Origin of the sequence: Pseudoblastomonas aquimaris (assembly GCF_035481675.1) — a bacterium.
Lineage (GTDB): Bacteria > Pseudomonadota > Alphaproteobacteria > Sphingomonadales > Sphingomonadaceae > Alteriqipengyuania_B.
This window is the reverse complement of sequence record NZ_JAYJJW010000001.1, coordinates 265,027-283,640: the sequence shown is the minus strand read 5'-3', so window position 1 is coordinate 283,640 and position 18,614 is coordinate 265,027. Positions and strand designations below refer to the sequence as shown.

The following is an 18,614-nucleotide window of genomic DNA, read 5'->3' as shown; positions in this document are numbered from 1 at the left end:
CGACCTAGACCGGCTTATTCAGGCGGGGTCGCGCCGTGGCGTTCGAGGAAGGCGAAGATCGTGTTCCACATGTGCGGGCTGATGTTCTCGCCCCCGACGCGGTGCGTGTATCCGGGGTAGAGCATCATCTCGAACGGCACGCGCCCTTCCTGCATGGTGGCGATCAGCTCGCTCGAATTTTCAAACACAACGTTATCGTCCGCCATACCGTGGATCAGCAGCAGCGGGTCGGTGATATTGACGGATTCGGCGATCACGGCGGAGCGTTCGTAAGCCTCAGCATCGGCCTGCGGCGTGCCCATGAACCGTTCGGTGTAGTGGGTATCGTACAGCTCCCACTTGGTCACCGGCGCGCCGGAGATGCCGGCAGCGTAAAGGCCCGGGTCCTCTTCCAGCTGGGCCAGCGTCATGTAGCCACCATAGGACCAGCCGTAGATCGCGATCTTGTCCAGATCGACGAAATCGAGCGATTTTAGATACTCGGCGCCGGCGCGCTGGTCGTCCACCTCGACGCCCGCCATCGCGCGGTAGATCTGCTTTTCGAAATCGACGCCGCGATTGGCGCTGCCGCGGTTGTCGAGCTCGAAATAGATGTAGCCCTTGTCGACGATCGCCTGTTCCAGCGCGCCGCCCCAGCCGTTGTCCACCACTTGCGGGCCGGGGCCGCCATAGTGGCTGAAGAAGACGGGATAGCGCTTGCCCGCCTCCATCTCCGGCGCGATCATCCGCCAGTACAGGTCGGTGCCGTCATCGGCCTTGATCGTGCCGAAGGTCGGCATGCGGTGGCTGGCGAGATAGGGCGCGTAGGGATGGTCCGCGTCCAGCGCATTCTCGTTGATCCATTGCAGGCGGTTGCCGTTGGCATCGGCGAGATAGGTCTGGCCTGGCTGCGCGGGGGAGGAGCGGCTGATCAGCAGCGTTTTGCCGCTGGGGTCCATGCCGGCGCCGTAGGTGTAGCCGGGCTCGCTCAGCCGCGCGACGTTCGCCGGATCGGCAAGGTCGAAGGCGTAGATGTGCGTTTCCAGCACGCCGTCCTTCTTGCCGGTGAATACCACGCGGCCCGCATCCTGGTCCACGCCGACCAGCCCCGTGACGACCCAGTCGCCATCGGTCAGCTGGGTCCAGTTGCCATCGTCGAACCGGTAGAGGTGGCCGAAACCGTCGCGCTCGCTCCACCAGATGAGCGAACCGTCCTTCAGGAATTTGTAGTCGTAGGTGAGGTTGGTCCAGTGCCCTTCCGCTGCCTTTTCCGTAAACAGGATGCTGGAGGCACCGGTCGCCGGGTCCACGCTCAGCATGTCGAGCACGGTCTGCTCGCGGTTCTGGCGCTGCACGTACAAACGGCTGCCGTCGGGCGCCCAGTCCACGCGGGCGAGGTAGATGTCGGTTTCCTCGCCGAGGTCCACTTTCACCCGGTCGCCGCCGTCCGGGTCCTGCACGTAGAGTTCCACGATGGCGTTGTCGCTGCCCGCCACGGGATAGCGCTGCTCGAAAACCTTCGTGCCCGTCGCGCCGATCGCCGCACGCGTGACGATGCCGACGGGGCTTTCATCGGTCCGCTGAACGGCGATCCGCCGCTCGTCCGGGCTCCACCAATAGCCGGTAAGCCGCCCCATTTCCTCCTGCGCGACGAATTCTGCCTCGCCCCAGGTTACGGTCTCCTCCTCCAGCGGGGTTACGGGCTGCGGCTCCTCGCCCACTTCGCCGACATAGAGCTGCCGGCCGCGCACGAACGAGACGTAGGTGCCCTTGTCCGACAGCTTGGGGTTGAGCTCGCTCGCTTCGGTATCGGTGAGGCGCGTCACGCTGCCGTCCAGGCCGGCGAGGTAGAGGTCGCCGTCCAGCGGCACGAGGACCGCATCGCCCGCATCGGTCCACTGATAGGTGATGATGCCTTTCAGCCCGCCCACGCGCATGCGCTCGCGCTGCATCTTTTCCGCCTCGGACAATTCGCGGCCCGAACCGACCTTTTCGCTGTCCACCAGCATCGACCATTCGCCGGTCTCGCGGTCGTAGCCCCACAGGTCGTAGCGCTGCAGGTCGTCGTCGCGGTTGCGCAGCACGGTGAGGTAGCGCCCGTCGGGCGACAGCTTCACCCCGCGCGGGCTCGATCCGTTCAGGCTGGGGCTCGCGAATACGCGTTCGATGCTGAGGTCGCCGGTCTCGGCGGGTGCGCTCATCTCATCGCCCTCCTGCGCGAAGGCCGGCGTTGCGGCGGTGGTGGCGAGGAGGATTGCGGCGAGCATGGTGCGCATGGGGGATCATTCTCTTCCAACATGAAAAAAGGCGCCCCGGTGTAGACCGGAGCGCCCCTTTTTCAAACGGTATGTTGCCGATGGCCTCAATCGCAGTGGAAGGGCCACTTGCCGGTAAGGATCGCGCGCCAGAGGGTATCCTCCAGCACGTGACACTTGAAGAAACGCTCGTTGGACTGGTTCTTGTCGTTCTTGGTGTTGGCCAAGGCAACGGGGGAAGAAGCAAGAAGCCCTCCAATCACCGCCATCGAAATCAGTTTTCGCATATCGCATCCTCTCTTCGGGTCTGGGATCGACCGCAATGGAGGCATTTTCTGCAATCGCGCTTTCGCTGTCAGTGCGTAGGTCTACCTAGTCACGACAGACAAAGAAAAAGGGCGCCCCGCACGGGACGCCCTCAATCTCGTCGGCGGGTTTGACCTTACGCCTTGGGCGCGTTGACGCGGCGTTCCGCGATACGCGCGCTCTTGCCGGTGCGGCCGCGCAGGTAGTAAAGCTTCGCGCGGCGCACGACACCGCGGCGGACCACGGTGATGCTGTCCACGTTGGGCGAATACAGCGGGAACACGCGCTCCACGCCTTCGCCGAAGCTCATCTTGCGGACGGTGAAGTTCGATCCCATCGCGCGGTTGCTGCGCGCGATGCAGACGCCTTCGAAATTCTGGATACGCTCGCGCTCGCCTTCCTTGACGCGCACGCCGACGCGCACGGTATCGCCCGCGCGAAATTCGGGAATGTCCTTGCCGAGGTTCTTGATCGCTTCGGCTTCGAGTTCCTGGATCAGGTTCATGGCCTGAAAGTCCTTCAGTCTTTTTCCTGCGCGCCAGAGGCAGGTCGGTCCCGAGCGTCACTGTAACGCTCCCAAAGGTCCGGCCTGCGTGACCGTGTATCGGCTTCGGCCATGGACTTGCGCCATGCCGCAACCTTCGCATGATCCCCCGATCGCAGCACTTCAGGGATCGTGCGCCCTTCCCATTCCTGAGGTCGGGTATATTGCGGGTATTCGAGCAAACCGTCCTCGAACGATTCCTCGGTCCCGCTAGAAGCCGCGCCCATTACGCCGGGAAGCAGCCGAATGCAAGCATCGAGTATGGCCAGCGCGGCGGGTTCCCCGCCCGACAGCACGATGTCGCCAAGGCTGACCTGCTCGACGTCCCGCCCTTCGAAAATCCGCTCGTCGAAACCTTCGAACCGGCCGCACAGGATCGTGACCCCCGGCCCCGCCACCAGCTCGCGGATGCGCGCCTGGGTGATCGGCTCGCCGCGCGGGGTCATGGCGAGCACCGGCGCCTCGGGGCTGATCCGCCGCGCATGGTCCACCGCCGCGCCCAGCACGTCCGCCTTCAGCACCATGCCTGCACCGCCGCCCGCCGGCGTGTCATCCACCGTGCGGTGTTTGTCGGTGGCAAAGTCGCGGATCTGCACGGTCTCGAGCGACCAGCGCTGCTCCTCCAGCGCCCGCCCGGCCAGCGACAGCCGCAGCGGCCCGGGAAACATCTCGGGATAGAGCGTGAGGACGGTTGCGGCGAAGGTCATTTTATCGGCCTTCTAGCGACGTGACTGGTCAGAACAGCGCTGCCGAGCTTCGGCCGTATCGCCAGCCGTATGAACGGCACTCTTAATCATACTGCTCCTCATCCCTTTTCATCGCGTATCCAGTCATGAGCATTAAACAGTTCAAAAAGAGGCATATAAATATCGCTTCAAGCACGGCAGCTTGCCCCCTAATATCGTGAATATAGATGATAAGCAGTGCGAAAATAACACTATAGAGGGTCGAAGCTAACCTCCAAAACCAGCTCACTTCCCAATTTCGGACGCTCAAATATCCGATCAAAATCCAAAACACCACGAGGACGGATGCGGCGAAGGTCATGGCTGCGCACACCGATTGCTTTTAGTCGCAGTCTTTCGTCGCGTGACGGCATAACTGAAAGGGAAGCTGACCAAGGCCACAACTCCCATCCAAGCGAACACAAATCCCACGCCTGGGAAGACAGCAAATGAGATTCCGCTCGAAAACACACCCAGAAGCCCCGGACTGCCAGAGATGAACGCCAATGCGATCGACGCACTCCATGCTCGCCAGACTGGGGAGCGATTTGGGGAGAACCGATTGGCCAGCCAGCCGAATCCCAAAGCGGAAAACACGAAGAGAGCTGCAACTAGGATTGTGATGGCATGATCGGACATGGGTAATCTGTAGGCGCAGGGGCACCACAATGCCATCCCGCGCATTGTTGCGGGCATGGACGATTGCATCATCATCGGCGGCGGGCCGGCGGGGCTGACGGCCGCGATCTATCTTGCCCGCTACCACCTCGACATCCGGCTGTTCGATTGCGGCACCAGCCGCGCGGCGCTGATCCCGTGTACGCATAACCATGCGGGCTATCCCGATGGCATCGCCGGGTTGGAGCTCGTGGGCCGCATGCTGGAGCAGGCAGAGAAATACGGCGCGGTGCACGAGGAAAAGCGGATCGCACACCTCGCCAGAACGGGCGACCATTTCACCGTCGGCACGGACGAGGGCACGTTCACCGCGCGCAGCGTGCTGCTGGCGACCGGAGTGTTCAACCGCCACCCGCCCGGCATGGACGATGCGCTGCACGACGATGCGCTGGCGAAAGGCCTGCTGCGCTATTGCCCGGTGTGCGACGGATACGAGGTGACCGACAAGCGCGTGGGCGTGATCGGCACGGGCGACCACGGCACGGCGGAAACGATGTTCCTGCGTGGCTTCACGCGCGACCTGACGCTGGTATCGCCCGACAGCGACCACGAACTCGATGCCGAATGTCTCGCAACGCTCGACGAAGCGGGCGTGGCGCGAGTGGACGGCCCCTGCGGCAAATACGAGCTACGCGGAGAACGCATCGCGGTCGAAACGGCCGATGGCTGGCTGGAGTTCGACAGCATCTATCCCGCAATGGGCAGCGATGTCCGATCCGAACTGGCGGCATCTGCGGGCGCGGAAACGACCGGGGACGGCTGCATCGTTGTGGACGATCACCAGCGCACCAGCGTTCCCGGCCTCTACGCGGCAGGCGACGTGGTGCTGGGCCTCGACCAGATCAGCCACGCAATGGGCGCCGCCGGCGTCGCGGCGACGACGATCCGCAACGATCTTGCCGAAAAGCAGCCGATCAGGCGCTAGCTGACGCGCCCGGTGCGCAGGGCCCTGGCCCAGTCGGGCCTGTTGTTCCGCTCAGCCTGCCGGGCCGCAATCTCGTGGTCGTAATCAACGGCACACATGCGGATGTCACCATCTTCGAGGATTAGATAGCGCGCAGCCGGATCGCCGCTTTCCATTACATGGGGAAAGGGGCGAACGTCATCATAAGCCGGCAATCCCACGCTTCCGGGATTGGCGATGCGCTGGCCCGACGGTAATCGCACCTCACGCTGGATGTGCGAATGCCCATGCAGGATCAGCAGTTCGGCACGCCCCGCAAGTCGCCCTTCGATCTCCGCCATCGTCGCCTCGCGCGCGCCGTCCTGGTCGACTGATTCCAGCCAGTACTCGTGGTCGTTTCCAGGGCGCGCGTGCGTGCACCAGGCTCCCGGAATTTCCATTTCGGCTGGCAGTGCGGCGAGCCATTGCAGATGATGCTGGTCGCACTGCGCCTTGGCAAAAGCGTCCGATGCGCCAATCCGCTCTGGCGGATCGGTCAGCAACTGCCGTTCGTGATTTCCGGCAATCGTGGGCCAGTCCTGCTTCATCAGAAAGTCGGCCGTTTCTCTGGGCCAGAGCGGACCCGAAAGAATATCGCCCAGATTTACAAACAGATCGCAGCCGCGCATTCCTGCGTCTGCGACCACCGCCTTCAGAGCGGGCAGATTGCCGTGAATGTCCGAGATAACGGCGATCCGCGTCATGAACCCACGAAAGCCCCGTTGACCACCAGCCGCTCGCCATTCCATTCGGGCACGGCTTCGGGCGTCAGGGGCACCATCACGGTGCGCATGCCCTTTGCAGGCGGGGGATCGCGTTCGATCTCGACGATGTCGGTGGCGCCGAAATTCTCGACCGCGATCACAGTGCCGATGGGCTCGCCTTCGGTCGTCACCGCGGGCAGGCCGAGCAGGTCGGCGTGGTAGAATTCGCCCTCTTCCAGCGCCGGCAGCGCGTCGCGCGGGACTTCCAGCGCCGTGCCCCGCAGGGCTTCGGCCGCCGTGCGATCCGGCACTTCGGCAAAGCGGGCGATCGCGCCGCCCTTGTTGTCGCTGCGCAGCTTCTTCAACGTCAGCGTGCCGCCGGGGACATGGGTGTTGAAGGACCGGTGCGCTTCCAGCGCCTCCAGCCCTTCCCCGAACAGCTTCAGGCGGACCTCGCCCGCCACACCGTGCGCGCCGGTGATGGCGGCCAGTGTGACGGACGTGTCGGCCATAAGGCTTTACTCGGCCTTTTCTTCGGCTTCGTCGGCGGTTTCCGCAGCTTCGGCAGCGGCGCCTTCCTCGGTTGCAGCTTCTTCGGCCGGAGCTTCTTCCTCGGCGGGCTTTTCAGCCTCGGCTTTGGCTTCTTCCTCGGCAGCCTTCTTGGCTTCCTCGGCTTCGGCAGCCTTGGCCGCCTTTTCCTCGGCGCGTTCCTTGGCGGCTTCGCCCGGTTCGCCCTTCTTCGGGTTGTTCTTGGCCTTGCGCTCCATGATGCCGGCAGCGTCGAGGAAGCGGGCCACGCGGTCGGACGGCTGCGCGCCGACGCCGAGCCAATAACGGGCGCGGTCTTCGTTCAGGTTGACGCGGTTCTCGTCATCCTTGGCAAGCAGCGGGTTGTAGGTGCCGATCTGCTCCAGGTACTTGCCGTCACGCGGCTTGCGGCTGTCGGCCGCGACGATGCGATAATAGGGACGCTTCTTGGCGCCGCCGCGCGAAAGACGAAGTGCAATTGCCATGGGTAGTTACCTTTCCGATGTAATGTCTTGAAATTATTTCTTGTTGATGAGGTTCTGGAGGTCGGGCGGAAGGCTGCCTGCGCCGCCGCCCAGCCCGCCGGGAAGTCCGGGCATGCCGCCACCGCCGCCGCCCATTCCGCCGGGTCCACCCCCGCCGAACAGGGCGCCGAGGCCCTTCAGCCCGCCCATTTTCTTGATCTGCTTCATTGCGCGGCCCATTTCCTGGTGCATCTTCAGGATCTTGTTCACCTCCTGCACGGAGGTGCCGCTGCCTGCCGCGACGCGCTTCTTGCGCTTTGCGTTCATCAGGCCGGGATTGGTGCGTTCCTTGGCGGTCATCGAACCGATGATCGCGTCCATGTGGACCAGCACCTTGTCGTCCATGCCGCTGGCCGCCATCGCCGCCTTGGCCTTCTTCATGCCCGGCATCATGCCTGCCAGCATCCCGAGCCCGCCCATGTTCTGCATCTGCTTCAGCTGGGTGCGAAGGTCGTTCATGTCGAACTGCCCCTTCATCATCCGCTCGGCCATGCGGTCGGCGTCTTCCTTGTCGATGACCTCGGCGGCCCTTTCGACCAGGCTGACGACATCGCCCATGCCTAGGATACGGTCGGCCACGCGGCCGGGGTGGAAGGCCTCCAGCGCATCAAGCTTCTCGCCCGTGCCGGCAAACTTGATCGGCTTGCCGGTCACCGCGCGCATGGACAGCGCCGCACCGCCGCGGGCATCGCCGTCCATCCGGGTCAGGATGACGCCGGTCAGCGGCACCTCGTCGGAGAAGTTCTGCGCGACGTTGACCGCGTCCTGGCCGGTCAGGCTGTCGACCACCAGCAGCACTTCGGTGGGCGCGGATACGCCCGCAACCGCCTTCATTTCCGCCATCAGCGCATCGTCGACATGCAGGCGGCCCGCGGTATCGAGCAGCACCACGTCGACATTCTGCAGCCGCGCGGAATCCAGCGCGCGGCGGGCGATGTCGACCGGCTGCTGGCCGGCGACGATCGGCAGGGTCGCGACATCGGCCTGTTCGCCGAGGATGGCGAGCTGCTGCTGCGCGGCCGGGCGCGCGACGTCGAGCGAGGCCATCATCGGCTTCTTGCCCATTTTCTCGCGCAGGTACTTGGCGAGCTTGGCGGTGCTGGTGGTCTTGCCCGAGCCCTGCAGGCCGACCATCATGATGACGACCGGCGGCTTCGCCTCGAGGTTGAGCGGCTCCGCCTCTCCCGCGCGACCTTCCTTGCTGGCGGCGTCCCCGCCAAGCATGTTGATCAGCTCGTCGTTGACGATCTTGACGACCATCTGGCCGGGCGTGACCGACTTCAGGACATTCTGGCCGACGGCTTTTTCGGTCACCTTGTCGATGAAGTCGCGCGCGACCGGAAGCGCCACATCTGCTTCCAGCAGGGCGATGCGCACTTCGCGCATGGCATCGCGCACATCCTGTTCGCGCAGCGCACCGCGGCCGCGCAGGCGGTCGAAGACCCCGCCAAGGCGATCGGACAGCGTGTCGAACATGGCCACTCCTTACCGACGGTTTCCCGTCAAACGCGAAAAGCGCCGGCGAACGAAACCTCGTTGGCCAGCGCGCGAACCGACAGCGGTCCGTCTTCGATAAAAATCCATTTCGTCGGATTTTGGGCTTGGGTAGAAGCGAAAACGTCGGAGGGCGAGAACCGGAGCGCAGCGGACTTCAGTCCGTGAGCACCGGAAGCGGAGCCATCCGGCATTTGCAGCCCACCCAGGGCCAAAAGACGATGAAATGGTGGAGCCTAGCGGGATCGAACCGCTGACCTCAACACTGCCAGTGTTGCGCTCTCCCAGCTGAGCTAAGGCCCCGATCATTTCTGATGTGCAGCGCACCATAGCAGGTCCGCCGCGCATCGGGAACGGGCCTTTATTCAGCCCATCCCCCGGATGCAACCCTTAATCGTCGTCGCTGTCGTCGTCGCCCTTGCCCTTCGACACGCCGAGATCGTCGTCGCCGGTGTCCAGATCGACGTCGGCATCGGGCGAATCGTCGCTGTCGTCGATGTCGTCCAGATCGTCATCGGCCAAGTCGCTGTCGGCGTCCTTCTTGTCGTCCTTCTTCTCTTCCTCGAACGGAATCGGCTGCTTGGACTTCAGCACCGGCTCGGGCGTCCACTCGTTGCCGCATTCGATGCAGGTGACGGGATCTTCCTTGCCGAGATCGTAAAAGCGCTCGCCGCATTTCGGGCAGGTGCGCTTGGTGCCCCATTCGGGTTTGACCATGATGTTCCTCGATTGATGGCCGCCGCTCGGGCGGGCTTGTAACGCGTGTAAATCAGGTGTTGCCGGCAGCCAAGATTTCAAGGCCCACAGCGTTGGCGGCGCGCCTTGCCACAGGCCATGGGCGCTGTCAAAAGCCGCCGACAACTATCGAGCCTGCATGACCCCGCCCCATCACACCACCCACCGCTTCTCCCGCCAGAACCCGCTGACTGGCCGTATTCGCGTGCCGGGCGACAAGTCGATCAGCCACCGGTCGCTGATGCTCGGCGCGCTGGCGGTGGGCGAAACGACGGTCACCGGCCTGCTGGAAGGCGAGGACGTGCTCGCCACCGCGGCCGCCATGCGGGCGATGGGCGCCGAGGTCGAGCGGGACGAGGGCGGCACCTGGCGCATCCACGGCGTGGGCGTGTGCGGCCTGCTTCAGCCCGAACGGGCGCTGGACATGGGCAACAGCGGCACAAGCACGCGGCTCCTCATGGGCCTGCTCGCCAGCCATCCGGTCACGGCGGCCTTCACCGGCGATGCCAGCCTGTCGGGCCGCCCGATGGGCCGGGTAATCGAGCCCCTGAGTAGAATGGGCGCTTCGTTCGAGCCTTCGCCGGGCGGCACGCTGCCGCTGATGATGCGCGGTGCGCACCCCGCGGTGCCGATTTCCTATCGCCTTCCCGTCGCCAGCGCGCAGGTGAAAAGCGCGGTCCTGCTCGCCGGCCTCAACACGGCCGGCATCACCACGGTGATCGAACCGGTGCCGACGCGCGACCATTCTGAGCGGATGCTGGCCGGTTTCGGCGCGAAGCTGGAGATCGGCGAGGATTATGGTGCCCAAGGCAAGGAGCGCGTCATCCGCCTGCACGGCGAGGCGGAGCTGAAGCCGCAGACGATCGAGGTGCCCGGCGACCCTTCCTCAGCCGCTTTCTTCATCGTTGCCGCGCTCGTCACCGAAGGCAGCGACCTGGTGATCGAGAACGTCGGCCTCAACCCCACCCGCGCCGGGCTGGTCGAAGTATTGCGGCAAATGGGCGGGAGCATCGAGGAAATGGACCCGCGCGAAGTCGGCGGGGAGCCGGTCGCCGACCTCAGGGTGCGCCATTCCGCCCTCGCCGGCGTCGAAGTCGATCCGGCGATCGCCCCCAGCATGATCGATGAATTCCCGGTGTTCTTCGTTGCCGCCGCCCTAGCCCATGGCCGCACGACCACCAGCGGCCTCGACGAATTGCGGGTCAAGGAAAGCGACCGCCTGTCCGCCATGGCAACCGCCCTCACCGCCATCGGGGCCCGTGTCGAAGAGCGCGGGGACGGCCTCGTCATCGACGGCACCGGCGGGGAGCCGCTGGCCGGAGGCGGCCCGGTCACGACCCATCTCGACCATCGCATCGCCATGAGCATGGCCATCGCCGGCCTCGCCAGCCGCGATGGCGTGGAAGTGGACGACACCGCGCCCATCGCGACGAGCTTCCCGAATTTCATGGCGCTGCTGGAAGGGGCGATGCGCTAGATCATTTGAAGTGCCTTGCTTCGCCAGTTGCGCTTTTCGACCGTCCGCACGTTCTCGAGACATGAAAGGGTCGGCAAATACCGTGCCAGCAACTGAAGTTCGACGTCCTCCTCGTCTCCATGCCAAACTGTTGGATAGATCGCATTGCCGTAATTTTGGGCCGACTTCGCCGGCGTGTCGTCCAGAATGAGGATGTTCTCGAGCCGCCAACCCAGCTTTTTCAGTTTGGAAAGCGGCTTGCGATAATTGGGATGGCTTCCCGCTTCGGCTCGAAAGCCTTCCTCTGTGCTAGCGCGCCGCAAGGTCGCTCGACTGCGACCCCACACGAATTCGAGAGGTATGTCGGAAGGGAATATCCCTTTTACTATTCTCTCGACATAGGCGTCACTGGCCGATGACCAGACCGCCAACCTGAAATGCTTCGAAACAGATTCTAGAAAAGCCTCCAGATGCGGGCGTCGATAAACATGATACTGATTGGCCATGAAATCCGCCGGACGCGCCAGCGGGCTTTCGCTGGCAAACACCAACGTCTCGTCGAGATCGAGCACCAGCAATTGCTGCATGTCGTTTGCCATACCTGCTGGTTAAGCTAGTGCCGCAGGCATGCAAGATGCCTCGCTCGACATCTACAGCCTCATCGGCTTCCTCGGCACCGCCTGCATCATCGCGGCCTATGCCTATCTGACCTTGAAGGACGCGCCCAACCCCTTAGTGCTCCATGGCACCAATCTCGCCGGGGCCGGGTTGCTGACCATCTCGCTGCTGGTCCATACCAACTGGCCGAGCCTCGTGCTCGAAGGTTTCTGGGCGGCCATCGCCCTCTTCGGCATCTGGAAAGCCGTGCGGACCGGGCGCAAGGGACAGGAGCGGGAGGCATGAAGCTTGTCCTTCTCGCCGTTTCACTCTTTCTTGTAGCTTGTTCGGCGGAGGGAGCCACGCAAGCCGCCGCGCCATCCAATCAAGCGACGCAAAGCTCCGAGGTTCTCGAGATAACTCTCGGCCAGTTTCAGGAACTCTCCGCCGCGCTTTCGGCAACCAAAATGGGCGCTATCTCCTCGACAGACCTTGGATTGCTAAAAAAGACTCACGAGGGAGACTCGCGCGGAGATGGGACGTGTTCCCACTGGACCGATTGCTCTTACCAGGATGGGGAAGGCGTCCATCACTATGTCTCACTTGGCCGGATGGTCCTGAAGGTGAAGCCGGTCATGGAACCACGCTGGGTGGCGCCGTGGGGCATCGGAGAAAAGCGTGCGCGGGAGGACGTGCTCGACGCTGCAAATCGGGCAATCGCCCCAGCCAAATTTGCCTGCACCGAAGACAAATGCTCGGTCTTTTCCGGAAATCGAACAGCTTATCTGGAATTTGACTCCAACGATCGCCTTTATCGCGTGGGAATAGAAGATTGGGAAAGCCGATGATCATCGCCGTCGACGGGCCGACCGCTTCGGGCAAGGGGACGATCTCCAAGGCCCTCGCCGCGCATTTCGGCTTGCCCCATCTCGATACCGGCCTGCTCTATCGCGCGGTCGGGCGGCAGGTGTTCCTCGACGGCGGCGACCCGGACGATGCGGGCGATGCGCTGGCGGCAACCGGTTTTCCCGGCAGCCTGCTGGCCGATCCGCACCTGCGCAGCGAGGAGACTGGCGGGCTTGCCAGCCGCGTCTCAGTCCACCCCTCGGTACGCCGGGCCCTGTTCGAGCGGCAGCGCAGCTTTGCCGAGCAGCGCGGCGGCGCGGTGCTTGACGGGCGGGACATCGGCACGATCATCGCGCCCGATGCCGACGTGAAGCTGTTCATTACCGCCAGCGTCGAGGCCCGGGCGAAGCGGCGCTGGCTGGAAATGCAGGACCGCGAGCTCGACATCTCCTTGCGCGAGATCGAGGCAGACATCGCCGCACGCGACGATCGCGACATCAACCGCGCCGACGCCCCGCTGCGCGCGGCACCGGGCGCGCTGGTCATCGATACATCGGCGCTGGACAGGGAAGCGGCCATCGCGGCCGCCATTGCGGCGGTGGAAGAAGCTATCCACTAAGCCCGGGACTTAATCGTCCCTACTTCGCACCCCAATCGCTGTCGGCCCAATCGCTGTCGGCGTCGTCGTCGCTCGACCCGCCCCAGCCTTCGTCTGCGGCCGACTCCGATGGCCCGAAGGTCTCTGTGTCTTGGCCCAGTTCGGCCTCCAGCGCCTCTTTCTGGAGGCCGGGCAACTGTGTCGCGAAACTGGCGGTCTGTTTCATCATGATCCGGTCGGCATCGATCGGCGTCCCGGTCAGCAACTGGCGGAAATGCTCGTCGATTTCCATCTCGACGAAGCTGTCGGACCCGTCGCCGCTCCCGGTGGCGCACGAAGGGATTATGCGCGTGTTGCCCTCGTCCACCTTTTCGAGCTCGACCTCGCAGGTCTGTTTCCAGGACACATCGTTCCACAGTTCAACCGTCAACCGGTTGTCGACCGAACCGACCGCTTTCATGAACCGGGTTTGCGACCCCATCGAATAAGAGGATTGCTTGCCGAGGACGCCCTTTTTGACGGCATCGGCGCTCATCGCGTAAACCTGGCTATCGCCGCCGCATGCCGACAGCAGCGATGCGGCAACCGCGGCCAAGGTTATGTTCCTCATCTTGTGCATTGTGGAGCCTCTTTATGGTCGCGAAGGGGCGTAGTCGAAAAACGTAAAAGCCCGGTTTCCAAGCGTTTGGGGCAAGCAGGAAGGCGGGTTCGCCAAAGGGGGCCGGTATTCGGGGCTGTTATCCCGGACTGAGGGGAAGCGCGGCCTCGCTCGGGGCCGAAATCCGCTTTCCTACATCGGTCCTACGCTGGCAGGACCCAGTTCATGCTGGCCACGCGCCCGCCCCAACCCAACTTTTCCGCCGGCTTTCGCCCTTCTGGCGCCCGCCCGCCGATTTCCTCCTGGACCGTGTTCCATGTGTTCCATTGGGTTGGATCGGCGTGCGCGCGCCCCGCCTGCGATCCCACCGCAAACCGCTTGCCTTTCACGGGGGTATCGCGTAGGCGCGCGGCCGTTCTCGACATCCCCGGATCGACAGGACCTTCGCTTGCGCATTCGGCCTTGCGGAGATCACGGCCCTCTTGCCCCGTACACCTTTGCAATGGTGCAAAGGAGACGGACCAAGACCCCGGAAAAACCGGTGGCCGGTAGCAAACAGACCTGAGGAAACTCACCACGATGGCAACCACAGCCAACCCGACGCGCGACGATTTCGAAGCGCTTCTCAACGAACAACTCGGCAATGCCGACGACGGCGGTTTCGAAGGCCGCGTCGTCAAGGGCACCGTCACCGGCATCGAAGCCGGCATGGCGATCATCGATGTCGGCCTGAAGAGCGAAGGCCGCGTCAACATCAAGGAATTCGAGCGCGGCGAAGACGATGTCGCACCCAAGGTGGGTGACGAAGTCGAAGTCTATGTCGACCGCGTGGAAAACGCCGACGGCGAAGCCATGCTCAGCCGCGACCGCGCCCGCCGCGAAGCCGCCTGGGACAAGCTCGAGAACGAATTCGGCGAAGGCAAGCGCGTCGAAGGCCGCATCTTCGGCCGCGTCAAGGGCGGCTTCACCGTCGACCTCGACGGCGCCGTGGCCTTCCTGCCCGGTAGCCAGGTCGACATCCGCCCCGTGCGCGACGTCGCCCCGCTGATGGACATGCCGCAGCCGTTCCAGATCCTGAAGATGGACCGTCGCCGCGGCAACATCGTGGTCTCCCGCCGCGCGGTGCTGGAAGAAACCCGTGCCGAACAGCGCAGCGAACTGATCAGCGATCTCGCCGAAGGCCAGGTCATCGACGGCGTGGTCAAGAACATCACCGATTACGGTGCCTTCGTGGACCTCGGCGGCATCGACGGCCTGCTGCATGTCACCGACATGAGCTACAAGCGCGTCAACCACCCCAGCGAAGTGATCGAGATCGGCCAGACCGTGACCGTGCAGATCGTGCGCATCAATGCCGATACGCAGCGCATCAGCCTGGGCATGAAGCAGCTCGAAAGCGATCCGTGGGACGGCGTGGCGCAGAAGTACCCGGTCGGTGCGAAGATGACCGGTACGGTCACGAACATCACCGAATACGGCGCCTTCGTGGAACTGGAGCCGGGCATCGAAGGCCTGGTCCACGTTTCCGAAATGAGCTGGACCAAGAAGAACGTCCACCCGGGCAAGATCGTGTCGACCTCGCAGGAAGTCGAAGTGGTCGTGCTGGAAGTCGACAGCGAGAAGCGCCGCATCAGCCTCGGTCTCAAGCAGGCCCAGGGCAATCCGTGGGACGATTTCGCAGAGAAGTTCCCGGTTGGCGCAACCGTCACCGGCGAAGTCAAGAACGCGACCGAATTCGGCCTGTTCATCGGCCTGCCGGGCGACGTGGACGGCATGGTCCACATGTCCGACATCGCCTGGGGCATTTCGGGTGAAGACGCTCTGGCCCTGCACCGCAAGGGCGAGGAAGTCGAAGCCGTTGTCCTCGACGTCGATGTCGATAAGGAACGCATCAGCCTCGGCATGAAGCAGCTCGAAAAGGGTGCACCGACGGCCGAAGGCGCAGCCAGCGCATCGGGCCTGAAGCGCGGCGACGTGGTCACCGTGACGGTGCTGGAAGTCCGCGACGGCGGCCTGGAAGTCCAGGTCGGCGAAGATGGCGCGACCGGCTTCATCAAGCGTTCGGACCTCGGCCGCGACCGCGACGAGCAGCGTCCGGATCGCTTCCAGACCGGTTCGAAGGTCGATGCGATGGTCACCGGCTTCGATCGTTCGAAGAAGCCGAACTTCTCGATCAAGGCGCGCCAGATCGCCGAAGAGAAGGAAGCGGTTGCCCAGTTCGGTTCGTCCGACAGCGGCGCATCGCTCGGCGACATCCTGGGCGAAGCGCTCAAGAAAGACGACAAGAAGTAACCCTTTCCGCCCGCTGCACGGGGACTAACCGTCCTCAAGTAGCGCAGCGATAGGACAACAAGAAAGGCCCGCCCGCTCACCCGAGCAGGCGGGCCTTTTCTGTATGGCCGGCTCGTGTAGACTGACCCGATGGAAGCACGATGCCAATGCGGCGCGCTGAGCGCGCAGATCAGGGGCGAAGGGCACGGCGTCATGTGCCACTGCAAGGCGTGCCAGAGGCGCACCGGCTCGCCCTTCGGGATGATGGTCTATTACGCGGCCGAAGACGTGGGCCTGTCGGGCGAGGCGACACGCTACACCCGTACCGCCGATAGCGGCGACGAAGTGACTCACGGCTTCTGCCCCACCTGCGGCACCCCGTTCTGGCTCACGACTGCGCGCCATCCCGGCGGGATCGGCATCGCGGTGGGCGCACATGACGGCAGCGAGAGCGAACCGCCGGTGCGATCTGTGTTCGAGGACTGCAGGCATCACTGGATTGCCGTGCCGGAAAGCACCCAATCCTTCCCGCGCGGCAGAAAGGGCTAAGATGGCGCTTCAAATTCACCAGTTCCCCTGCCTGTCCGACAATTACGGCTTCCTGCTGCACGATCCCGACAGCGGCGAAACCGCCGCGATCGATACGCCGGACGGTGCGGAGTACCTGCGCCAGGCGGACGCGAAGGGCTGGCGCATCACGCAGATCTGGAACACGCACTGGCACCCCGACCACGCTGGCGGGAACAAGGCCATTGTCGAGGCCACGGGAGCGAAAGTCCTCGCCCCGCAGGAGGTGGAGAAGCTTTCCCCTATCGACCGCGTGGTCGCGCATGGCGACACGGTCGCGCTCGGTGCGCACGAAGCGGGGGTTATCGATGTCAGCGGGCACACGAACGGGCACGTCGCATTCCATCTCCCCGATGACGGCATCGCGTTTGTCGGTGACAGCGTATTCGCTCTCGGCTGCGGGCGGATGTTCGAAGGCGAGCCGGAGCAGTTCTGGTCAAGCCTCGATCGCATCCGCAGCCTGCCGCCGCAAACCACGCTCTATTGCGCGCATGAATACACCGCGGCCAATGCGAAGTTCGCGCTCCATGCGGATCCCGACAATGCGGAGCTCCGGGCCTATGCCGACGAGATCACGACCAAGCGCGAGCGAGACGAGCCGACCGTCCCCACCCGGCTGGACCGCGAGCTCGCCACCAACCCCTTCCTGCGCGCCGACGATCCGGGGCTGATGGCGAAATGGGGCGGCGCTGCCCCCCACGAAACCTTTGCCGCGCTGAGAGCGGCGAAGGACGCTTTCTGACGGAGCTGTCGCAATGAGCCTTCGCGGATTCCATGCCCATATCTATTTCGATGCCGCGGAGGTGGACGCAGCCCGCGCCCTTGCCGCCCGCGCGCAGGAACGCTTCGGCATGCCGGTCGGTCACTTCCACCTCCGCCCGATAGGTCCCCACCCGCGCGGATCCTGCCAGCTCTCGCTTCGCCCGGCACAATTCGGGGAATTCGCCGTCTGGGCGGCCGAAGAGCGCGGCGACCTGACCATCTTTGCCCACGGGCTGAGCGGCGACGACAAGGCCGACCATACACATCATGTGGTCTGGTTCGGCCCGTCGGAGGAACTGGACCTGTCGCTCTTCGATTAGGGCAGCTGCCCCCTTCGATCGGGCGCAAAAAAGGCGACCCTCAGGCCGCCCTTTTCGATGTCGATGGAGACGTCCGCTCAGATGCTGGCGATGGTCTTGTCCACCAGCGAGGCATCGCTCGCGGCATCGTGCTTCTCGCCGATGATCGCGCGGCTCGCTGCCGTTGCGGCATTGGCTGCGCGGGCCTTGAGATCGTCCACCGCCGCGCGTTCGGCAGCGGCGATCTTGTCCTCGGCCATGGCCTTGCGGCGCGTGATGGTCGCTTCCGTATCCGCTTCGGCCTTGGCGACGATGGCGTCGGCTTCGGTCTGCGCGTTGGCGAGCATCGCCTCGGCATCCTTTTCCGCGCCGGCGACCTTGGCAGCGTATTCTTCGCGCAGTGCCTCTGCCTCGGCCCGGAGCGACTTCGCTTCGTCGAGCTGCTGGCGGATGGCGGCGATCTGGTTGTCGAGCCCGCCCGTCACCGCCTTGTGCGCCTTGGCGACGAACAGGGCGATCAGGATGAAGATGACCATCGAGACGGCCACCCACTGGTAAGGTTCCAGACCGAAGGCGCTGGGTTCCTCGTGCTTGCCCGCGCCGTGGTCGATGGTGCCGGATATTTCCGCGGCATCCGTGGCAAGAACTTCCGGCGGCTGACCGGCGAAGGGATCGCTGCGAGTGTCAGACATGGGCCATGGCCTTCTTCACGGCAGCCTTTGCCGTCGGCTTGGTCGCGGTCACACCGGCCAGCTGGCGGACGATGTCCTGCGTGGCTTCGACCGCGACGGTTTCGATTTCGGCCAGCGCTTCGTTGCGCGAAGCCTCGATCCGGGTTTCGGCATCGGCAATCTTCTTGTCGATGCGCGACTGGGCTGCGGCCAGTTTCTTTTCGGTGTTCCGGGCAGCCTCGGCCTTCGCTTCAGCCACCACGGCCTGCGCGTTCGCACGGTTCTCGTTCTCGCGAACGCGCCACGCCTCTTCCTGCGCATCGGCCGCGTCGCGGGCAGCCTGTGCTGCGGCAAGATCGTCGGCGATTTGCTTGTCGCGCGATTCCACCGTGCCCATCACCTTCGGCACCATTCCGCGACCGACGATGAAATAGACGAGGCCGAAGAAGACCAGCAGCCAGAAGAGCTGGCTGGACCACGTTTCGGCGAGTTGCGCGATTTGAGGCATGGCGGATTCCGAGCGTCGGGTGGGAA

General features: G+C 64.1%; 21 protein-coding genes and 1 tRNA gene. 9 read left to right on the top strand and 13 right to left on the bottom strand.

Annotated elements, in window-relative coordinates; genetic code table 11:
• Positions 1–14: 14 nt before the first annotated feature.
• The 3 genes from VCJ71_RS01420 to trmD all read right to left on the bottom strand — a co-directional run bounded on the left by VCJ71_RS01420 (position 15) and on the right by trmD (position 3,791).
• Positions 15–2,255, bottom strand: coding sequence for a S9 family peptidase (locus tag VCJ71_RS01420; RefSeq protein ID WP_324638542.1), 2,241 nt, complete (start codon positions 2,253–2,255; stop codon positions 15–17).
• Between the two features lie 421 nt (positions 2,256–2,676).
• A complete protein-coding gene (gene rplS / locus VCJ71_RS01415; protein WP_290134896.1) occupies positions 2,677–3,045 on the bottom strand; it encodes a 50S ribosomal protein L19 in 369 nt (122 codons plus the stop codon).
• Positions 3,046–3,059: 14 nt separating this feature from the next.
• On the bottom strand, positions 3,060–3,791 hold the full coding sequence (gene trmD / locus VCJ71_RS01410) for a tRNA (guanosine(37)-N1)-methyltransferase TrmD (protein WP_324638541.1): 732 nt from the start codon (positions 3,789–3,791) through the stop codon (positions 3,060–3,062).
• A 712-nt stretch (positions 3,792–4,503) separates the two neighbouring features.
• Between trmD and VCJ71_RS01405 the strand changes: the two genes are divergently transcribed.
• Positions 4,504–5,412, top strand: a complete 909-nt coding sequence (locus VCJ71_RS01405) for an NAD(P)/FAD-dependent oxidoreductase (protein ID WP_324638540.1) — start codon at positions 4,504–4,506, stop codon at positions 5,410–5,412.
• Here VCJ71_RS01405 and VCJ71_RS01400 read toward each other — a convergent pair.
• From VCJ71_RS01400 to VCJ71_RS01375, 6 genes are all read right to left on the bottom strand, one after another.
• A complete protein-coding gene (locus VCJ71_RS01400; protein ID WP_324638539.1) occupies positions 5,409–6,134 on the bottom strand; it encodes a metallophosphoesterase family protein in 726 nt (241 codons plus the stop codon). The genes VCJ71_RS01405 and VCJ71_RS01400 overlap by 4 nt on opposite strands.
• Complete coding sequence (gene rimM, locus VCJ71_RS01395; protein WP_324638537.1) at positions 6,131–6,646, bottom strand: ribosome maturation factor RimM; 516 nt, start codon at positions 6,644–6,646, stop codon at positions 6,131–6,133. The genes VCJ71_RS01400 and rimM overlap by 4 nt, the downstream gene beginning before the upstream one ends.
• Before the next feature lie 6 nt (positions 6,647–6,652).
• Complete coding sequence (gene rpsP, locus VCJ71_RS01390; protein WP_324638536.1) at positions 6,653–7,147, bottom strand: 30S ribosomal protein S16; 495 nt, start codon at positions 7,145–7,147, stop codon at positions 6,653–6,655.
• Between the two features lie 33 nt (positions 7,148–7,180).
• On the bottom strand, positions 7,181–8,662 hold the full coding sequence (gene ffh / locus VCJ71_RS01385) for a signal recognition particle protein (RefSeq protein ID WP_324638535.1): 1,482 nt from the start codon (positions 8,660–8,662) through the stop codon (positions 7,181–7,183).
• A 245-nt stretch (positions 8,663–8,907) separates the two neighbouring features.
• A tRNA-Ala gene (locus tag VCJ71_RS01380) sits at positions 8,908–8,983 on the bottom strand.
• 87 nt (positions 8,984–9,070) lie between these two features.
• Complete coding sequence (locus tag VCJ71_RS01375; RefSeq protein ID WP_290134892.1) at positions 9,071–9,397, bottom strand: TIGR02300 family protein; 327 nt, start codon at positions 9,395–9,397, stop codon at positions 9,071–9,073.
• Positions 9,398–9,554: 157 nt separating this feature from the next.
• Here VCJ71_RS01375 and aroA point away from each other — a divergent pair, with 157 nt between their 5' ends.
• Positions 9,555–10,892, top strand: a complete 1,338-nt coding sequence (gene aroA, locus VCJ71_RS01370) for a 3-phosphoshikimate 1-carboxyvinyltransferase (RefSeq protein WP_324638532.1) — start codon at positions 9,555–9,557, stop codon at positions 10,890–10,892.
• On the opposite strand, the gene VCJ71_RS01365 is transcribed toward aroA, so the two are convergent.
• Positions 10,889–11,470 (bottom strand): HAD family hydrolase, encoded by a 582-nt coding sequence (locus VCJ71_RS01365; protein WP_324638531.1) that lies wholly within the window; start codon positions 11,468–11,470, stop codon positions 10,889–10,891. The genes aroA and VCJ71_RS01365 overlap by 4 nt on opposite strands.
• Positions 11,471–11,498: 28 nt before the next feature.
• On the opposite strand from VCJ71_RS01365, the gene VCJ71_RS01360 reads away from it, so the two are divergent.
• From VCJ71_RS01360 to VCJ71_RS01350, 3 genes are read left to right on the top strand one after another with little or no spacing between them, the layout of a single operon-like run.
• Positions 11,499–11,774 carry a CBU_0592 family membrane protein gene (locus VCJ71_RS01360; RefSeq protein ID WP_324638530.1) on the top strand — a complete coding sequence of 92 codons (276 nt, stop codon included), beginning with the start codon at positions 11,499–11,501 and terminating at the stop codon, positions 11,772–11,774.
• Positions 11,771–12,316 carry a hypothetical protein gene (locus tag VCJ71_RS01355; protein ID WP_324638529.1) on the top strand — a complete coding sequence of 182 codons (546 nt, stop codon included), beginning with the start codon at positions 11,771–11,773 and terminating at the stop codon, positions 12,314–12,316. Before VCJ71_RS01360 ends, VCJ71_RS01355 begins: the two co-directional genes overlap by 4 nt.
• Entirely contained in the window at positions 12,313–12,933 is a 621-nt protein-coding gene (locus tag VCJ71_RS01350; protein ID WP_324638528.1) for a (d)CMP kinase, read from the top strand. Before VCJ71_RS01355 ends, VCJ71_RS01350 begins: the two co-directional genes overlap by 4 nt.
• Before the next feature lie 19 nt (positions 12,934–12,952).
• Here the strand turns inward: VCJ71_RS01350 and VCJ71_RS01345 are convergent, their stop codons facing one another.
• Positions 12,953–13,531: a hypothetical protein gene (locus tag VCJ71_RS01345; protein ID WP_324638527.1), complete on the bottom strand. Its 579-nt coding sequence runs from the start codon at positions 13,529–13,531 to the stop codon at positions 12,953–12,955.
• A 558-nt stretch (positions 13,532–14,089) separates the two neighbouring features.
• Between VCJ71_RS01345 and rpsA the strand changes: the two genes are divergently transcribed.
• The 4 genes from rpsA to VCJ71_RS01325 all read left to right on the top strand — a co-directional run bounded on the left by rpsA (position 14,090) and on the right by VCJ71_RS01325 (position 17,430).
• Complete coding sequence (rpsA, locus tag VCJ71_RS01340; RefSeq protein ID WP_324638526.1) at positions 14,090–15,802, top strand: 30S ribosomal protein S1; 1,713 nt, start codon at positions 14,090–14,092, stop codon at positions 15,800–15,802.
• 129 nt (positions 15,803–15,931) lie between these two features.
• Positions 15,932–16,330 (top strand): GFA family protein, encoded by a 399-nt coding sequence (locus VCJ71_RS01335; RefSeq protein WP_324638525.1) that lies wholly within the window; start codon positions 15,932–15,934, stop codon positions 16,328–16,330.
• Position 16,331: 1 nt separating this feature from the next.
• The gene (gene gloB, locus VCJ71_RS01330) at positions 16,332–17,090 is read left to right on the top strand and encodes a hydroxyacylglutathione hydrolase (protein WP_324638524.1); all 759 of its coding nucleotides are present in this window, start codon (positions 16,332–16,334) and stop codon (positions 17,088–17,090) included.
• Between the two features lie 13 nt (positions 17,091–17,103).
• Positions 17,104–17,430: a DOPA 4,5-dioxygenase family protein gene (locus tag VCJ71_RS01325; protein ID WP_324638523.1), complete on the top strand. Its 327-nt coding sequence runs from the start codon at positions 17,104–17,106 to the stop codon at positions 17,428–17,430.
• A 77-nt stretch (positions 17,431–17,507) separates the two neighbouring features.
• On the opposite strand, the gene VCJ71_RS01320 is transcribed toward VCJ71_RS01325, so the two are convergent.
• Together VCJ71_RS01320 and VCJ71_RS01315 are read right to left on the bottom strand one after the other, a co-directional pair.
• The gene (locus VCJ71_RS01320) at positions 17,508–18,101 is read right to left on the bottom strand and encodes a F0F1 ATP synthase subunit B family protein (RefSeq protein ID WP_324638522.1); all 594 of its coding nucleotides are present in this window, start codon (positions 18,099–18,101) and stop codon (positions 17,508–17,510) included.
• The gene (locus VCJ71_RS01315) at positions 18,094–18,588 is read right to left on the bottom strand and encodes a F0F1 ATP synthase subunit B family protein (RefSeq protein ID WP_324638521.1); all 495 of its coding nucleotides are present in this window, start codon (positions 18,586–18,588) and stop codon (positions 18,094–18,096) included. Before VCJ71_RS01315 ends, VCJ71_RS01320 begins: the two co-directional genes overlap by 8 nt.
• Between the last annotated feature and the right edge of the window lie 26 nt (positions 18,589–18,614).

Coding starts and splice junctions, on each gene's coding strand:
- VCJ71_RS01420 (WP_324638542.1), bottom strand. CDS start 2,255: ATGCGCACCATGCTCGCCGCAATCCTCCTCGCCACCACCGCCGCAACG.
- rplS (WP_290134896.1), bottom strand. CDS start 3,045: ATGAACCTGATCCAGGAACTCGAAGCCGAAGCGATCAAGAACCTCGGC.
- trmD (WP_324638541.1), bottom strand. CDS start 3,791: ATGACCTTCGCCGCAACCGTCCTCACGCTCTATCCCGAGATGTTTCCC.
- VCJ71_RS01405 (WP_324638540.1), top strand. CDS start 4,504: ATGGACGATTGCATCATCATCGGCGGCGGGCCGGCGGGGCTGACGGCC.
- VCJ71_RS01400 (WP_324638539.1), bottom strand. CDS start 6,134: ATGACGCGGATCGCCGTTATCTCGGACATTCACGGCAATCTGCCCGCT.
- rimM (WP_324638537.1), bottom strand. CDS start 6,646: ATGGCCGACACGTCCGTCACACTGGCCGCCATCACCGGCGCGCACGGT.
- rpsP (WP_324638536.1), bottom strand. CDS start 7,147: ATGGCAATTGCACTTCGTCTTTCGCGCGGCGGCGCCAAGAAGCGTCCC.
- ffh (WP_324638535.1), bottom strand. CDS start 8,662: ATGTTCGACACGCTGTCCGATCGCCTTGGCGGGGTCTTCGACCGCCTG.
- VCJ71_RS01375 (WP_290134892.1), bottom strand. CDS start 9,397: ATGGTCAAACCCGAATGGGGCACCAAGCGCACCTGCCCGAAATGCGGC.
- aroA (WP_324638532.1), top strand. CDS start 9,555: ATGACCCCGCCCCATCACACCACCCACCGCTTCTCCCGCCAGAACCCG.
- VCJ71_RS01365 (WP_324638531.1), bottom strand. CDS start 11,470: ATGGCAAACGACATGCAGCAATTGCTGGTGCTCGATCTCGACGAGACG.
- VCJ71_RS01360 (WP_324638530.1), top strand. CDS start 11,499: ATGCAAGATGCCTCGCTCGACATCTACAGCCTCATCGGCTTCCTCGGC.
- VCJ71_RS01355 (WP_324638529.1), top strand. CDS start 11,771: ATGAAGCTTGTCCTTCTCGCCGTTTCACTCTTTCTTGTAGCTTGTTCG.
- VCJ71_RS01350 (WP_324638528.1), top strand. CDS start 12,313: ATGATCATCGCCGTCGACGGGCCGACCGCTTCGGGCAAGGGGACGATC.
- VCJ71_RS01345 (WP_324638527.1), bottom strand. CDS start 13,531: ATGCACAAGATGAGGAACATAACCTTGGCCGCGGTTGCCGCATCGCTG.
- rpsA (WP_324638526.1), top strand. CDS start 14,090: ATGGCAACCACAGCCAACCCGACGCGCGACGATTTCGAAGCGCTTCTC.
- VCJ71_RS01335 (WP_324638525.1), top strand. CDS start 15,932: ATGGAAGCACGATGCCAATGCGGCGCGCTGAGCGCGCAGATCAGGGGC.
- gloB (WP_324638524.1), top strand. CDS start 16,332: ATGGCGCTTCAAATTCACCAGTTCCCCTGCCTGTCCGACAATTACGGC.
- VCJ71_RS01325 (WP_324638523.1), top strand. CDS start 17,104: ATGAGCCTTCGCGGATTCCATGCCCATATCTATTTCGATGCCGCGGAG.
- VCJ71_RS01320 (WP_324638522.1), bottom strand. CDS start 18,101: ATGTCTGACACTCGCAGCGATCCCTTCGCCGGTCAGCCGCCGGAAGTT.
- VCJ71_RS01315 (WP_324638521.1), bottom strand. CDS start 18,588: ATGCCTCAAATCGCGCAACTCGCCGAAACGTGGTCCAGCCAGCTCTTC.